This is a genomic window from Candidatus Hydrogenedentota bacterium (assembly GCA_019695095.1).
In the GTDB taxonomy this organism is placed as follows: domain Bacteria; phylum Hydrogenedentota; class Hydrogenedentia; order Hydrogenedentales; family SLHB01; genus JAIBAQ01.
The window spans coordinates 1-15,255 of record JAIBAQ010000055.1 but is presented as its reverse complement, the minus strand read 5'-3'; the positions used below and the strand labels follow the sequence as shown (position 1 = coordinate 15,255).

Here is a 15,255-nt window from a genome sequence, read left to right as displayed (position 1 = left end):
GACATTTGAGAATTGAGAGGAACCCCATGCCCGCTACGAAATTCGTTCGCGTACCCGCAGGAGATCGCATTTCCGTTAACGGATCCGGCCGTCCGGTCGTATCCGATAGGCCCATCATCGGCTTCATTGAAGGCGATGGCATCGGGCCTGATATCTGGCGGGCATCGCAAGCCGTGTTCGATGCGGCAATCAAGCACTGTTACGGCTCCAAACGCTCCGTCTCATGGATGGAAGTCTATGCCGGCGAGAAGGCCCAGCAGGTCTGCGGCAGTTACCTCCCGGAAGAGACGCTGGACGTGATTCAGGATTACAGCGTAGCCATCAAAGGCCCCCTGACGACGCCAGTTGGCGGCGGGTTTCGTAGTCTCAATGTAACCTTGCGCCAAAAGCTCGACCTGTTCGCGTGCGTGCGCCCTGTACGCTATTTCGAAGGCGTGCCCAGCCCGGTGCGCGAACCGGAAAAGGTCGACATGGTGATCTTCCGAGAGAACACCGAGGACGTGTATGGCGGCCTCGAACTCGAAGAAGGAACGGACGACGCGAAGAAGTTCATCGAATTCGTGCACAAGACGTTTGGGTGGAACGTTCGGCCCGACTCGGGCATCGGCGTCAAGCCGATTAGCCGGACGGGATCGCGCCGGATTATCCGGGCCGCGTTGCAGTACGCGATTGAGCACAATCGGAAGAGCGTGACCATCGTGCACAAAGGCAACATTATGAAGTACACCGAAGGGGCCTTTCGCAAGTGGGGGTATGAACTTGTCAAGGATGAGTTCTCGGATAAAGCCATCGGTTGGGATGACTGTGGCGGAAAGCCGGGCGACAAGATCCTCGTCAAAGACACGATCGCCGATATCTTCCTCCAGCAAGTCCTCACTCGCCCCAAGGATTTCGACGTGGTCGTCACGATGAATCTGAACGGCGATTACATGAGCGACGCTTTGGCGGCTCAGGTGGGCGGCATCGGGATTGCCCCCGGAGCCAACATCAACTATGAGACGGGGAAAGCGATTTTCGAGGCTACCCATGGTACGGCCCCGAAATATGCCAATCTGGACAAAGTGAATCCGAGCAGCGTTATTCTGTCGGGTGTCATGATGTTCGACTACTTGGGATGGGGCGAGGTGGCCGAATCCATTATTGGGGCGCTGGTGAAGACGTTTGCCGCAAAGACGGTCACGTACGACTTTGCGCGATTGATGGAAGGTGCAACTGAAGTCAAGTGCAGCCAGTTCGGCCAGGCCCTAATCGACAATCTGGGAAAAGCCTGATTGGGTTAATGTCTTCGCGGTTTATCGGCTTGCTGTGAGGATTTAGCGGAAGATACACCTTGAATGATTCCATAAAGTATGACAAGATGCGCCAAGAACAGCCGTCAACCTGCATCTTGCACCGTATCGGCTGAGGCCCAGTGCAAGATGCTCACGTGTTGAGGGCATGGCAGGAGACTTACTCACGCACGCATTGTTCGACGAAGATTCTGGCGTTCTTAACAGATTTCGCGCAAGCGCGAAGATTGCGAAAGACGGCAGGTTGTGTTCGTGAGGAGTCTGCGTTAGGAGTTTGGCGAATATGGGGTGGGCATTGAACGAAATTGTGGACCTGTCCTCGCCGGAAGCCACGGAGCGCATTCTGCGCTTGTTTCGCTTTGCGCAGCTGGGACGGTGCGTAAACAGCGTTACGCACGATGTCAATAACTATCTGGGTGCTATCCTTGCCTACGTAGAATTGGTCGGCATGGAATCATCTTTGGGCGCGGAAAGTCAGCGTATGCTGCGCGAAGTAGCCGGCGCCGTAAACAAGTCAAGCGCGCTCATCACGTCCATGACGGATATTGCGCGTCGCGAAAAGCCCGATGTGCGGCTCATCGAGCCGAAAGACCTGGTGGATCGCGTGGTGAGCCTGCGCAATTTCGACGTCAAATTCGGAAGGGTTCAATTGCAGGTTGACTATGCCCCGGCTCTGGGTACGATTTCCATCGACTTGCCCAAAATGCAGCTAGCGCTGCTCTACCTATTCTCCAACGCTCTGGAAGCGTTGGCCCTTGTCGAGGATCGCAGGCTTACCATTCATGTGCTGACCGATGGAAACGATGTCGAAATCGTTTTCAAAGATTCCGGTCCCGGTGTGGCGCCCGAAGCACGCGACCGGATTTTTGTCCCCTTCTACACGACGAAGGGCGTCGATCACCTGGGTCTAGGTCTCCCGTCGGCGCGCACCATTCTGGAAGGCCATCACGGCACGCTGACGTATGACCCCGAGCGGGGCTTCATCATGCGTCTGCCGAGAGATGGGGTAAACTGACCGCCCGCAAGTATTGGGCTCAGGACTGACCGGCAACCGCGGTGTACTTGACGTTCACCGTTGCCGTGCAACTGATGCGCTTCAGGTCGGCGGTGTCTCCCCACTTCACCTCGACGACCCGGACATTTTCCACCGATGTGATCACTGCCGCCAATACGCGCGCGACTCCCTCTCCCCATGCGTACGCGTTCTCAACCGCGGAGCCCAGAGCGGTGGATTCCGCGCTCTTTACGTCGGCCACGGCGAACACGGGTTTGGAGACCGCGCATCCCAGGTCTTTCCCGAGCTGCTTCAGTTTGTCAGACAATGCGCCGAACTCCTCCTGTCCTGTCGCGGAAGTCTGAAACGTCCCAAGTGCAAACCGTACGACGACACTTGACTGAGCGGCAGGGGGATCTTGAGAAAGCAGAACCGGACCAATGGCAGTGCAGTCGCGGTAAGCCAACTCGCGCTTCTTGAGTTCTTCCTCCAATGACGCGGCAAGCGGAGACGCCAATTTGAGGGCCGCCTCGGCGGTGTCCGCACTGAAGTCGTGCACGAACGTGAAATCGGCGAAATCCGGAGTCATGTCCAGCGTGGCTTTCCCCGTGCTTTCGATGGTGGTGGGAGGCATGGCCGGTTGCGGAGCGGCCTGGGCGTACGTAACAGCACATGCAATGAGCGCCACGAGCGGCGGGAGCGCCCTGCGTACGATAGTCATAGAGATTATTTCCTCCGTGCCGGAAAGAAGGGAAACAGGCGTCTCAGTTCTTCTTTTGAAGGTTGGTTCCCATACTCGCATATCTCGAACGGTTCCGCATGAACGACAGCTTTGGCCGTCTGTTCGCCATACCAGGATCGCAGTGCGTCTTGGCTCAGATCGGTTAGCCGTTGGGAGAACGGTTCCCATGCCTTGGCAAGCCATTGGCGTCGCGCGGAGCGCTCCGTGGGCACCGAATCCACCTGATTTTCAAGCCAAGGCAGCCATTCATACATCTGCGATTCCATGGCATCCAGCATGTCGAGTTTTGTTTCGACGACCTCCGAGATATCCACCGCTATGTCCGCGCGGAACGGAACAGGCTTGGTAAAGGAGTCCGCCATGTAGAGGAAGACCGGGTTGCGCTCCAGGCGCGGCATCTCCGGGCAGAAGTGAGGCACGGTAACCATGAATGCAGCATCCTGGACTGCCACGGACGTGTAACGGTGGTCGGGATGGTAGTCGTAGGGGCGGTGCGTAATGACGATATCTGCCTCCCAGCGGCGAATGATACGAACCATCTCCTTCCGAAGCTCAAGTGTTGGCTCCAACTCGCCGTCGTGGTTGGGAAGTATTAGCTCATGGATGCCGCCAATCTCAGCAGACGCGCGCGCCTCCAAGGCGCGGCGTTGGGCGAGAGGGCCTCCTCCCATAACGTGATGGCCTGCATCCCCGTTAGTCGTCGAGACGAAGAGCACCCTATGCCCTTCACTGGCCCAGCGAAGGCAGGTGCCACCGGCAAAACACTCGCAGTCGTCGGGATGCGCACCTATGCAAACGATGTTCATTGAACCGTATCTGCGGCGGGTGGGGCCGTTTCCGACGAGACGGCCTCCGGCTGCGTTACTTCCTCCGCGCTCACCGTCGCACCGGTGTTAACACGCACCAAGGTGAACTGCAGGGCCGGTGACGAGATGCTGGACTCAGCCGTTTCCGGATTAATGGACCCTTCTGCAGCACCTTCGGGCATCAGCAGGAGCGACCCCGTGACTGTCGCAAGCATAGTCGGTGGCGGAGTGGCGAAGTTCTTGAAGAGGTTAATCTTCTTCGTATAGGTATTCTTCTTGGCATTCGCTCCGAGCACGGCGACGATTGTGTCGACTGTCTGACCTTCCACCTTCACCTCTGCGCGCAAGACCACGGGCCGCTCCACAAAATTGCGTGAGCAGCGCAGGGAGTAGTCAACCCAAAGCTCGGACGAACCGGTCTCCGGGACATTGACCGTGAGCTTTGTAACGTACTTGCGGATATCTTGGAGCTCTTCGGCCTTAATGCCGGACTGTTGCGACTCCGGGGCCAACTTGGCTTCGATGTATATGCCCTGCTCCGCGTCACCTATGTCAATCGTTGGGGCCGCGACAGGAAGGGGGGCACTGCTGGAGGACTCAGAGGACTGACTTCCATCGTCGCTGTAAGGAGACCACGGCTTCTTCGGAGCTTTGCACGCGCTGATTGTCAAGACTATTGCAAGGATCGCCACGATGCGCTTCATGTTGAATTCCTATCTCTTGTCGTGCGCTGCGGACCGCTCCGCCTCGCAACGCCGCTCAATGCCCGAGTGTTTGCGTTTGCTTAATGATAGCAGCCGATACGGAGCCAGGTACAACTTCGGGGAATCGGCTACGCATCATGTGCCGTTTGTCGATATGTTGATGACGGTGTTGGCATCCTGCTGAAAGAGCGTGATGTTCAAGGTCCGCCCTTCTTTAGAGTAGTTACGGACGGACATCTTCGTGTCGCGTACGGAATTGCCGGTCGCCGGTTCCTGCCAACCGTTTGCTTCCGCGTCATGCTTCATGGACATGTCCACCTGCTCGAACGCATCCGGCGTGCTTCCCTGAATGACATACGTCTTCCCGCCCGTCAACGTCGTCACGGAGAGCACGTCCATCGCCTTGTACAGCGGAACATCCTTTGGAAAATCGTCAGGGATCGCGGCAGCCTCACCGTTCTGCACCTTCACTTCGGGTGCGGGCGCGGCGGGTGACTGCCCGGCAGACGATTGAGTTGACGTTCCGGATCCGCATCCGACCACCAGCGTTAATATCGCTGCCAACATCACGAATGGGATCGTGCGCTCTGGAATCATGTCGACTCTGCTCCTGCTTGCTGTTTGCAGACAGCATAAACGAACCGGGCTCCCCATTACAGGGAGCCCGATAGAAGCAAATCGTGTGGCAGGTCGTTTGGGTTATGGAAGACGCTCAAGCGGTTGGCCATCGTACGTGATCTTGTCGCCTTGAATCTCTGCTTTGAAGTCTTGACCCATGGCCGAAACCGTGAGTGCCGTGCCTTCAAGCTTCCAGGTCCCCTGCATTTCGTTACCCGCGGCGCCTACTTTCAGCACGCCATCTTTCTCGAACGAGAAGGTCATTCCACTTGCGCTCCACTTCGTCCCCACAAGGCTCTCCGCCGTCAACGGAGCGCCAGCGGCGGCAGCCGGCGCAGCCGGAGTCGCGGCAGGCGTGGTGGCCGACATGCCTGCGCTGGAATCAGCCGCGGGAGCGCTTTCGGGCTTCACTTCGGGCTTGGCTTCGGGTGCGGCAGGGGCAGCCGGAGCCGCAGCAGGCTTCGCATCGGGAGTCGCCGGAGCGGGGGCACTTACGCCAGCGCCGCCAGCATTGTTTTCAGGCTTGCTGCAACCAGCCATTGTCAAACCAACAACGGCAAGTACTACCATTACAAACGTCGCAAACGCTTTCATTGTCTTGATTCCTTTCGATGGTTCAGTCCGGTTTGGAAGGCCATTCCCCCGCCCGGAGTGACAGACATACAGAGTATAAAAACTACTCTACTCCAGGGATTTTGCGAAAGCAAACGGGTCGAGTACTCTTAAAGAGATTAACTACTCTAGCCCATAAAGATCACTGTACTTGCTTCCGATATAGCGGAGATACGCGCTTGAATCAGGTTTGCTGCCGGTTGCCTTTTGGACGATGTCTTCCGCAAGCATGCGCCGGCCGTGTCTGTGGACCTTCTCTCGTAGCCATTCAAGCAACGGCATGAAGTCTCCGCTGTCTACGCGTCCCCACAGGTCGGGGATGTCGCGAAGAATGGCCTCGAAAAGATGCGCGGCATACAAATTGCCCAGCGCATAGGTCGGGAAATAACCGAAGGCGCCATGCGACCAATGGATATCTTGTAGACAACCCTGCGCATCGTTCGGCACATCGAGTCCAAGGAATTGCTTCATTTTGGCATTCCAGATCTCGGGCACGTCCGCCACGTCGAGAGCGCCTTCTATCAGACCGACTTCAATTTCAAACCGCAATATGATGTGCAGATTGTAGGTGCATTCGTCAGCCTCGACACGGATTAGCGACGGACATACTTGGTTGATGGCTGCGTATACCTGCTCCGCTGTAACGTTCTCCAACTGGCCCGGGAAGTAGCTTTGAAACACGGGCAGATAGTGCCTCCAGAATGGGAGACTTCGCCCAATCATGTTTTCCCACATGCGCGATTGCGATTCGTGCAATCCCAGAGAGGCCCCATCCAATAATGGCGTGCGGCGGTCGGCGGGATCGTGCCCCTGCGTGTACAGCGCGTGGCCGCCTTCATGGATGGACCCCATCAATGCGCTAAAGAGGTCGTTTTCGCTCAAGCGCGTGGTGATTCGCACGTCCGTGACGTCGAATTGGGTTGTGAACGGGTGAACGGACTTGTCTTGACGGCCCGCGTCGAAGTCGTAGCCGATATCGCGCAGCACCTTCTCCGAGAAGTCCCATTGCGCTTGTGTCGGCCACACCTGGTCTAACCATTTCACGTCGGGTTGCCGGGGAGACGCCATGATGCGCTCAACCAACGCGCTCTGCTTCGGCGCCAGCTCGCCAAAAATGGACTTTACGCGCGCTGTGGTCATACCTCGCTCGAATTCGTTGAGCAGGGCATCGTAGGGAGACTCCTTGAAACCCAGGAGATCGGCCTTACGACGGTTCAACTCGACGATACGCGCAAGCAACGGTTCAAAGAGCGAGAAGTTCGACTCCTTCCGTGCGTGCACCCACACCTCGTACGCCTCGCTCTGCGTCTTTGCGAATTCGTGCACGAAGCTCTCAGGCAACTTCGTTGCGCGGTCGAAGTCGTGCAACACAACTTCTACGAGGCAGGCATCGGCATGCTCAAGGATGGACAGTGAATTGCTCAGTGCACTCAATATCTCGCCGATCTCAGCCGACGTGAAAAGGCGATGCGCCAAAGCGGACAAGGTGGCGAGTTGTTGCCCGCGCCCGTGGGCCGCCTTCGGCGGCATGTAGACTTCCTGATCCCATTGCAGCAAAGCTATCGCCGAATTGATGTCGGCAATTTCACCGAGACGTTCGCGCAATAACGAGATTCTCATTGTTATTCCTTCTTGAATCTATGGCCATGTGAGGCACGCGATGGAGACTATTCAGCAATCTCTTTCCTATCGTAGAGCGGGGTGTTTCCGATCAGCAGTGTTTCAAATAGGCGTCTTTGATCCTCTCCAAAAACGCAGCTTGATCCGTTGCCCAAAGTTCGTCGGAGAAGATCTCGACTTCGACCGGGCCGTCGAATCCTGTTGACTCGACCCATGCGCGGATCTCGGGAATGTTGATACACCCATCACCCATGAGCCCGCGATCGTTCAACAAGTCACGCGTGGGCGTGAGCCAATCACAAACGTGGAACGAGAAGATGCTGCTCCCTGCGCGCCGGATCTGATTCTGAAGATCCGGGTCCCACCAGAGGTGATAGACGTCAACGGTCACTCCCAAGTTGGCGTTGTCAATGGCTTCAACCATGTCGTTCGCCTGAGCCAGCGTGTTAATGGCCGAACGAGAGTCTGCATACATGGGGTGAAGCGGCTCGATGCTGAGCCTAACTCCTGCCGACCCTGCATAGGGCAACACCTCGGAGATACCATCACCGATGTACTTTCGGCTTTCCTTCAACGGCATGCCCGGCACGGCTCCGCACACCAGCACAATCAGCGGTGCGCCAATAGCCGCCGCTTCGTCCACCGCACGGCGATTGTCGTCGATAGCCTCCCGTCGCTTTTCCGCAGAGTCAGCGGGAAAGAACCCCCCGCGGCACAGGCTGACAACCTTTAATCCGGAATCCTTGAGGATGCGCGCCCCTTCCGCGACGCCTGCCGCCTCGAGGTGTTGCCGCCATACGGTAATTCCGGCCACGCCCGCATTCGTGTAGCCATCTGCGGCTTCTTTCAACGACCACGGCTTTGTGGTCATGGTGTGAATACAGAGTCGTTCGATATCGGTCATCATGTTACTTCCCCGCTCTTCTGCTCTGGCACAGTTTTGAAACGAGTTTAAGGATGTATTCCATTGCATGCAAGGTATGGTGAGAAGGTCTGTCTGCGATACAACGTATTGACAATGTTAGACTTGGGTTGAGTTCGTGCAATTTTGCATTTGGAATGCAAATTTGCAGCAGAGCGACTAACCGATTCTTTCTGAGGAAAACGCAGTAACTGAGGACTGCATCAGATTCCTTGGCGGTGGCTTATTTCTTCGCCTTCGCTTCGTCCATCATCTTGATGAAACGTGCGAAGAGGTAGCGGCTGTCGTGGGGGCCCGGCGACGATTCCGGGTGGTACTGCACGCTGAACACCGGCAGTTCGAGGTGCTCCATGCCTTCCACGGAACGGTCATTAAGATTAGTGTGCGTAATACGCACCTTCGAGGTATCGAGCGAATCGGGGTCGACCGCAAAACCGTGGTTTTGCGCGCTGATTTCGACCTTCCCAGTGATGTGGTTCATGACAGGCTGGTTGCCGCCGCGATGGCCGAACTTCAGCTTGAAGGTCGTGCCGCCGAAGGCATGCCCCAGAATCTGGTGGCCCAGGCAGATACCGAAAATGGGCTTCTTGCCGAACAGTCCCTGAACCGTTGGATAGATGTACGGCAACGCGGCGGGATCGCCGGGGCCGTTAGAAAGGAAGATACCGTCCGGATTGCACGCGAGCGCCTCTTCCGCGGTCGCCGTCGCGGGCAGTACGAACACCTTACAGCCTGCCTCTTCCAGGAGTCGAAGGATGTTGAACTTGATGCCGTAGTCGAAGGCGACGACCCGGTACTTGCCCTCGAAACCCGGGTTCCACTCATAGCCTTCTTTCACGCTGACGGCTTTTACATAGTCGCTGCCGGCCATGTCCTGAGAAGCGATTGCTTTCTTGATCAAGCTGTCGTGATCGTGGTCGATGGTGCTGATGACCGACTTCTTCGCGCCTTCCGTACGCAGCATCTTCGTGATCTTGCGCGTATCAACACCTTCGATGGCAACGATACCGTGCTCTTTAAGATATTCCGGCAAGCTCTGCTTGGCGCGCCAGTTGCTCGGCGTATGGCAACATTCGCGCATGACAAAGCCCTCGACAAAGGGCTTGCGCGACTCCACGTCCTCGGGATTGACGCCGTAATTGCCGATAAGAGGGTAGGTCATCGTAACGATTTGGCCGGCATACGATGGATCCGTCAGGATCTCCTGATACCCGGTCATGCTTGTATTGAACACGAGTTCGCCATAGGACTCGCCCTCAGCGCCTACGGCGGTTCCCTCGAAGACAGCGCCATTCTCAAGTGCAAGGGTGGCTTTCACGAAAGGTTTCCTGTGTGCGGTTGCTTCGTTACAGATATGCGCGGCTATGCGCAGCGTCGGGAGGGAAGAGTACCGAAACCGAAAGAGAAGGTCAAACCGGCGCGTAGTAGTACGGTGGTAACTCAAGCAATTCCGCGCACCGTGTGCCCGATATGAGACTTGCCAGGCCGCATCGCTTCGACCTGCCCGGCCATGTTTTGATTCGGGTCCGCTGGAACGTCTATTGTCAGAGTCCAAGCGTGGGTGACGGAAATCCGAGACGGAGTGCGGGCAGTATGATGCAACTTAGCCGTGAGACTTTAAGTACGTTTCTTGAGCGATTTAAGGCATTGAAAGCTGACACACGACCCAAGTGGGGCAAGCTGACACCCACTGGTCTGGCACGGCACATTCGCTATGCCATCGAAATCTCGCTTGGGGAAGCCGTGGAAGAAGACAGGAGTACCTTCATTTCGCGGCACATACTCAGCGTGCTGTTCCTGCGAGTCTTCACACGCTGGCCAGGCGGGAAGATTAAGGCTCCGCCCACGTGGACGCCCGAACCCAGTGACGACTTCCGTCTTGAGATGAAATTGATGACCGATGCATTGAAGCGGTTCACGGAGGCTGCCGATCGCGACCCCAATCGCACCACGGTCAGTCCGTTTATGGGGCCGCTCACACTCACATACTGGAAACGGGTGCACGGTGTCCATATCGCGCACCATTTCCGGCAATTCGGACTGTAGCTGGCGGCACTAGTAGGTTACAGAGAGAAAGGTAAGTCCATGAATTCCCGCTTGGCACTTGCGTGTATCATTCCAGTTTTCGCGTGTGGGCCGATCATGGCGCAGGAGCCACAGCACGGAATTGTCTACAAAGAGAAGGGCCGCTTTGGCGGCTGGCCCGCGAACCACGGTATTTGGATTTGGGGCAATGAAATTGTCGTGGGGTTCAGCCGGGGGTACTACAAAGACCTGGGTCCTGAGCGGCACAACATCGACCGAGAGAAGCCCGAGGAGCATTTGCTGGCGCGAAGCCTTGATGGTGGCGAGACGTGGACCATCGAAGATCCTGCCGCGCACGGATTCCTGATTCCGCAAGGCGAAGCGTTGCACGGAACGGAGATTCCTGGGCTGGCGATTAAACCCGCTACGGATAGCCCTGGCGGCATCGATTTTACGCGTGATAGTTTCGCGTTGACCGCGCGCATGTCGAGTGCGAACGCAGGTGAATCGCGATTCTACTATTCCTATGACCGCGCCAAGACGTGGCAAGGCCCCTACAAGCTACCGCTTTTCGGTCAAAAGGGCGTCATGGCGCGCACGGACTACATCGTCTTCGGTCCGAGTGAGTGCATGCTATTCCTTACGGCATCGAAGAGCGATGGAAAAGAAGGGCGTCCTTTCTGCGCGCGCACCGTGGACGGCGGAAAGACGTGGACTTTTGTGGGATGGATTGGCCCCGAGTCCTCGGGATACGCCATCATGCCTTCGACCGTCCGGGTGGGCGAAAACTCGCTGCTCTCTGCTATTCGCGTTAAGGAAGGCGACAAAAGTTGGATCGATGCATACCGCTCGGAAGACCGCGGCGCGACGTGGAAACTCGTCAGCAAGCCCGCGCCCGACACCGGCGAAGGCAATCCGCCCGCAATGGTTGTGTTGAAGGACGGTCGCGTGTGCATAACGTACGGATATCGTGCGGCGCCCTATGGCATGCGTGCGCGAATCAGTGCCGACGGCGGCTTGACGTGGGGAGACGAAATCCATCTGCGCGACGACGGCGCGGGCAGGGACATCGGTTACCCACGCACCGTGCAGCGTCCGGACGGCAAATTGGTGACGATTTACTACTACCACTCAGCGCCTGACCCCGAACGCTATATTGCGGCGACGATTTGGGAAGCGCCTGCTCCCTGAGTCACGTTTCCTGCTGCGATTTGTTCCGTGTGCATCCATTCCAATACACTCCTGTGCCAATGCAAGGTAGCTGGAGGTTGTAAACCATGTTTCGCGCATCAATGAATCTGTCTCGCGGAGTTGTTCTGGCCGTGGCAATTTGCGGTCTTGCCGCCGCAAACGATGGTCCTTTCTCGTCCGTTCCCGCGGGAGGGATTGAATTCGAGAAGTCCGACGTCATCAGCATGGACAAGGAAGACTTGTTCATAAGTCTGGATGAAGTCCGCGTCGCATACGTTTTCAAAAATACTTCCTCGGAAGACGTGAAGACGAAAGTCGCGTTTCCTCTTCCAATCTGGCATGTGGGTGATTTCGAATGCTCTGACCCCATGTACGCAGAGTTCTCCGTGAAGGTGAACGGCAAGCCCGTCGACTTCGAGACGCGTGTACGCGCGGTGTTGTTCGACGAGGCAAAGAAAGGGCCGTTCCTGTATTCGAAGGGACCAGCCACCGTCAAGAAAGATGTCACCGATATCCTGACGAAACACGATGTCGAGTTGCGTGAGTGCGAGAAGGCGTGGGAAAACATAGAGAAACTTGGCAAGGACGCGCAGGACGATCTTATCAAGGAAGGCGTCATTCAGCGCGAGGGCGACTACGTCGCTCCGTTGTGGGGCGTGCAGGTCGCATACATTTGGGAACAGACATTTCCTGCCAATGCGGAGACGCGCATTGAGCACAAGTATGTGCCGCAGGCCGGATACTTCAGCGAGTGGCATTTCGACCCCTGGTACAAGGAGGTCAGCGAAGGCAGGCTCCAATGGAAAGACATGCCTGCGTTTGGAACTGATGAATTCGATTCGAAGTGCGCAGATTTCCTGAAGTACTTTGAGATAGACAACGGCGTGCTCGCGTGGGCCGCAAAGCAACGTGAAGCGAAGAAGCGCTTCAGTTTTGCGGTGGTCGATTACATCCTCACGACGGCGGCGTACTGGCATGGCCCTATCAAAGACTTCACGCTGACCATCGCGAAATCCAAAGAAGGCCCATCGGCCATCTCCGCCGCGATTGACGGCTTAAAGAAGATCGACGACACGCATTTCCAGGTGAAGCGCACCAACTACACGCCGGACAAGGACCTGGCGATTCTCTTCATTCACCCCGTGGATATGGAGTAAAGGCTTGCACCTTGCTGCGCGCTTGCCAAAGCGTCAAGTTGCTGCTTTTGGTCGGGAGTGAGTTCGGGCGTGGGCACAGCCCCAAAGGCCTCTGCCGATTCCGCTGTACGGCGTGGAGCGTCCGCCAGGCTGTCGCGCCCTTGTAGACGAAACGATGCGGGGCTGAGGGGGCCAAAATAGAGAGCCCGTGTTAGGCCGGGCCATTGCGCGGCATCGGGCTCAACGCCTGCCGCGCGCGCAAACTGTATGGCCGCCATATGCATAGGCACCTCTGAAGGACCATTGCGTCGAGCTCGGCATACTGCCAGTCCTGCTTCCATCTCCTCGCGATCTGGTCCAGGTATCGCACCGCTCCAGGTGTAGGCAAGCCAGCGCGCTTGTAGCTCAAGGACGGGGAAGTACGGACCGACTAGATCGAGTTGCCCCACGAATCCTAACCCGGGCAAGTCGGGGTGGAACGTAAAGCCAAAAAGATCGATGTGCTTCGAATCCGGATTCAACGTTTGCTTCAACTCGTCAGACAAGAATGGAAGGTCTAGTTCGTAGCCGGTGCCGAAGATCAGCGCATCGGCTTCTTCAGTACTGCCATCCATGAAGTGAACGACGGAGCCTTCAATACATTGAATCCACGGTCTTACACAAATACGCCCTTCCGCAACCAAGGGAAGGAAATGTTGGCACTGCGTTATCCCTGCTTCAAGAACGCTGTCGGCTGGCTTGGGCGCGCCAAACTGTTCTGGACTCCCGCTGGTTTTGACGATGAGGTCTTTGAGCCCGCCAGCCACCACTTCCATCGGCATGCATTCCGCTGCAAGTACCGCAAACCGGGTGAAGGCTACATGCTCCGTGGGCACACCGGCCAGCAGTTTGTGGAACACGTACCGTTGTCTGCGAACGGTAACCGTGACGCTTGCCGCGCCAAGCATGGCCAGGTCACTCGCAATCTCGAGCGCGCTGATGCTGCAGCCCGCCACAACAACGCGCATTCCTCGGTACTGCTCCGGATTCTTGTACGCAAACGTGTGCGAGACTCCGCCTTTGCCTGCGAAGGTGTCGAGTCCCGGAACAGCAGGTATCAACGGCTTGTGATAGCGCCCTGAAGCCACGACAACATGGTTGAATGATTCGCAGGCGGCCTTGCCATCGCGGCTTTTACTGCGGACTATCCATTTCTCTGCAGCGGCGTCGCGCTCAATCTTCTCAACGGCCGTCCCTAGGCGGACCGATTGCAGCAGATCGAATTGTTCCGCATACGCTTCAAGATAGTCGCGCACCATTTGGTTGGTTGGGAAGACGGGCGCGCCTTCGGGATAGTCTAAATCGCTGAACGCAGTCATGACGCGGCTAGTATTGGTGCGCATAGATGGCCACACGCCGCTGTACCGCGCGTCACCGGTCCATTGCCCGCCGACGCGATCTCCCTGTTCGAATAGAACCGGGTCGAAACCTTCTGATTTCAGGTATCTCGCGGTCACCAAACCCGCAGGTCCGGCGCCAACAATGGCTACATCTGCCATGGACTTCCTTTCAAAATCGCGTAGGTGTTGCATACGCCTTGCAGCGTGGATTGCCGATTGTGCACACCAAACAACCGAGGTTCAAGATCTGCGTGGCCTTGTCACAAGGACCTGCAATCACTTTGCTTTGTCACTAGTGAGGATTCGGGTAAGGGGGACTGCTATGCGGAATCTCATAATCCATATCTTGACGTGTCCAAGCGGGCCTCGCTAGGCTGATCCCGCTACTGGTGGCCACAGTGTACGCATTCCAACCGTAAGGGAACACGGCATGCACGTCATCGATGTGTGGGCTCAACATCCTACCGACATCTTCTTGTCTCAGCCCTTCTTTGCTTCGCTCAAGCGGTGGGCCGGGCAGGATATCCAAAGCATCCCGCTCGAATTCACGGCTGGGGTGATGCAGGCCGCTGGTGTGAAGAAGGCACTTCTCTGTGCGTGGCACGGTCCCAACGGCGCAATCATCAGCAATGAAGAGGTGCTCCAGGCCGTGAGAACATATCCTGATTTGTTTGTCGGTGTGGCGTCTGTGGACTTGCGGAATCCGATTGAGGCTGTCCGAACCCTACGCGCTTATGTGAAAGAGCACGGATTTAAAGCATTGCGCATCGCGCAATGGCTCTGGGAACTGCCCTGCACCCATCCTCTCTACTACCCTCTATACGCCGAATGCGTGGAACTCGGAGTCCCTGTGTGTCTGCAGGTGGGCCTGACGGGGCCGCTTCGCACTTCGGAGACTGGCCAACCTCTCTACATTGAACGTGTTGCTCTCGACTTCCCCGATCTGAAAATCGTGTGTGGGCATATCGGATACCCTTGGCACAACGAATTGGTCGCCTTCGCGCGCAAGTTCGAGAATATCTACATCGATACTTCTGCCTACAAACCCAGCCGTTACCCCGCCGAACTCATCCAATATATGAAGAGTGGCGGGCGCTCCAGGGTCATGTTTGGCACCAACTATCCCATGCTCACCCCCGAAGTGTGTCTTGGCCAAGTCCCTACACTCGGATTAAGTGATGAGGTGCTGGAGATGTTCCTCCATGCCAACGCGGAGA

At 56.8% G+C, this 15,255-nt stretch carries 15 protein-coding genes; 6 read left to right on the top strand and 9 right to left on the bottom strand.

Features of this window, described 5'->3' with window-relative positions; all coding sequences use genetic code 11:
• The first annotated feature begins 26 nt into the window (after positions 1 to 26).
• Both icd and K1Y02_11150 read left to right on the top strand, forming a co-directional pair.
• Positions 27 to 1,271, top strand: a complete 1,245-nt coding sequence (gene icd / locus K1Y02_11155) for an NADP-dependent isocitrate dehydrogenase (GenBank protein ID MBX7256909.1) — start codon at positions 27 to 29, stop codon at positions 1,269 to 1,271.
• Positions 1,272 to 1,572: 301 nt separating this feature from the next.
• On the top strand, positions 1,573 to 2,304 hold the full coding sequence (locus tag K1Y02_11150) for a hypothetical protein (protein ID MBX7256908.1): 732 nt from the start codon (positions 1,573 to 1,575) through the stop codon (positions 2,302 to 2,304).
• 19 nt (positions 2,305 to 2,323) lie between these two features.
• Here the strand turns inward: K1Y02_11150 and K1Y02_11145 are convergent, their stop codons facing one another.
• From K1Y02_11145 to carA, 8 genes are all read right to left on the bottom strand, one after another.
• Positions 2,324 to 3,004: an SIMPL domain-containing protein gene (locus tag K1Y02_11145; protein MBX7256907.1), complete on the bottom strand. Its 681-nt coding sequence runs from the start codon at positions 3,002 to 3,004 to the stop codon at positions 2,324 to 2,326.
• A gap of 5 nt (positions 3,005 to 3,009) precedes the next feature.
• Entirely contained in the window at positions 3,010 to 3,831 is an 822-nt protein-coding gene (locus K1Y02_11140; protein MBX7256906.1) for a PIG-L family deacetylase, read from the bottom strand.
• A complete protein-coding gene (locus K1Y02_11135) occupies positions 3,828 to 4,535 on the bottom strand; it encodes a hypothetical protein (GenBank protein ID MBX7256905.1) in 708 nt (235 codons plus the stop codon). Before K1Y02_11135 ends, K1Y02_11140 begins: the two co-directional genes overlap by 4 nt.
• A 135-nt stretch (positions 4,536 to 4,670) precedes the next feature.
• Positions 4,671 to 5,132: a hypothetical protein gene (locus K1Y02_11130; protein MBX7256904.1), complete on the bottom strand. Its 462-nt coding sequence runs from the start codon at positions 5,130 to 5,132 to the stop codon at positions 4,671 to 4,673.
• A gap of 102 nt (positions 5,133 to 5,234) precedes the next feature.
• A complete protein-coding gene (locus K1Y02_11125; protein MBX7256903.1) occupies positions 5,235 to 5,747 on the bottom strand; it encodes a hypothetical protein in 513 nt (170 codons plus the stop codon).
• A 141-nt stretch (positions 5,748 to 5,888) separates the two neighbouring features.
• On the bottom strand, positions 5,889 to 7,391 hold the full coding sequence (locus tag K1Y02_11120) for a carboxypeptidase M32 (GenBank protein ID MBX7256902.1): 1,503 nt from the start codon (positions 7,389 to 7,391) through the stop codon (positions 5,889 to 5,891).
• A gap of 85 nt (positions 7,392 to 7,476) precedes the next feature.
• Complete coding sequence (locus K1Y02_11115) at positions 7,477 to 8,289, bottom strand: sugar phosphate isomerase/epimerase (protein ID MBX7256901.1); 813 nt, start codon at positions 8,287 to 8,289, stop codon at positions 7,477 to 7,479.
• A gap of 241 nt (positions 8,290 to 8,530) precedes the next feature.
• Entirely contained in the window at positions 8,531 to 9,625 is a 1,095-nt protein-coding gene (gene carA, locus K1Y02_11110; protein ID MBX7256900.1) for a glutamine-hydrolyzing carbamoyl-phosphate synthase small subunit, read from the bottom strand.
• A gap of 275 nt (positions 9,626 to 9,900) precedes the next feature.
• Between carA and K1Y02_11105 the strand changes: the two genes are divergently transcribed.
• From K1Y02_11105 to K1Y02_11095, 3 genes are all read left to right on the top strand, one after another.
• Positions 9,901 to 10,353 carry a DUF1569 domain-containing protein gene (locus K1Y02_11105; protein ID MBX7256899.1) on the top strand — a complete coding sequence of 151 codons (453 nt, stop codon included), beginning with the start codon at positions 9,901 to 9,903 and terminating at the stop codon, positions 10,351 to 10,353.
• Between the two features lie 39 nt (positions 10,354 to 10,392).
• Positions 10,393 to 11,523, top strand: coding sequence for a glycoside hydrolase (locus K1Y02_11100; protein MBX7256898.1), 1,131 nt, complete (start codon positions 10,393 to 10,395; stop codon positions 11,521 to 11,523).
• 86 nt (positions 11,524 to 11,609) lie between these two features.
• A complete protein-coding gene (locus tag K1Y02_11095) occupies positions 11,610 to 12,680 on the top strand; it encodes a DUF4424 domain-containing protein (protein ID MBX7256897.1) in 1,071 nt (356 codons plus the stop codon).
• Here K1Y02_11095 and K1Y02_11090 read toward each other — a convergent pair.
• Positions 12,659 to 14,197 (bottom strand): NAD(P)-binding domain-containing protein, encoded by a 1,539-nt coding sequence (locus K1Y02_11090; protein MBX7256896.1) that lies wholly within the window; start codon positions 14,195 to 14,197, stop codon positions 12,659 to 12,661. The two genes, K1Y02_11095 and K1Y02_11090, sit on opposite strands and share 22 nt — an antisense overlap.
• Before the next feature lie 271 nt (positions 14,198 to 14,468).
• Here K1Y02_11090 and K1Y02_11085 point away from each other — a divergent pair.
• On the top strand, positions 14,469 to 15,255 hold a 787-nt coding region (locus K1Y02_11085), incomplete at its 3' end, for an amidohydrolase family protein (protein ID MBX7256895.1).

Excerpts from the sequence above, each read along its gene's own strand:
- icd (MBX7256909.1), top strand. The coding sequence starts at position 27 with ATGCCCGCTACGAAATTCGTTCGCGTACCCGCAGGAGATCGCATTTCC.
- K1Y02_11150 (MBX7256908.1), top strand. The coding sequence starts at position 1,573 with ATGGGGTGGGCATTGAACGAAATTGTGGACCTGTCCTCGCCGGAAGCC.
- K1Y02_11145 (MBX7256907.1), bottom strand. The coding sequence starts at position 3,004 with ATGACTATCGTACGCAGGGCGCTCCCGCCGCTCGTGGCGCTCATTGCA.
- K1Y02_11140 (MBX7256906.1), bottom strand. The coding sequence starts at position 3,831 with ATGAACATCGTTTGCATAGGTGCGCATCCCGACGACTGCGAGTGTTTT.
- K1Y02_11135 (MBX7256905.1), bottom strand. The coding sequence starts at position 4,535 with ATGAAGCGCATCGTGGCGATCCTTGCAATAGTCTTGACAATCAGCGCG.
- K1Y02_11130 (MBX7256904.1), bottom strand. The coding sequence starts at position 5,132 with ATGATTCCAGAGCGCACGATCCCATTCGTGATGTTGGCAGCGATATTA.
- K1Y02_11125 (MBX7256903.1), bottom strand. The coding sequence starts at position 5,747 with ATGAAAGCGTTTGCGACGTTTGTAATGGTAGTACTTGCCGTTGTTGGT.
- K1Y02_11115 (MBX7256901.1), bottom strand. The coding sequence starts at position 8,289 with ATGACCGATATCGAACGACTCTGTATTCACACCATGACCACAAAGCCG.
- K1Y02_11105 (MBX7256899.1), top strand. The coding sequence starts at position 9,901 with ATGATGCAACTTAGCCGTGAGACTTTAAGTACGTTTCTTGAGCGATTT.
- K1Y02_11100 (MBX7256898.1), top strand. The coding sequence starts at position 10,393 with ATGAATTCCCGCTTGGCACTTGCGTGTATCATTCCAGTTTTCGCGTGT.
- K1Y02_11095 (MBX7256897.1), top strand. The coding sequence starts at position 11,610 with ATGTTTCGCGCATCAATGAATCTGTCTCGCGGAGTTGTTCTGGCCGTG.
- K1Y02_11090 (MBX7256896.1), bottom strand. The coding sequence starts at position 14,197 with ATGGCAGATGTAGCCATTGTTGGCGCCGGACCTGCGGGTTTGGTGACC.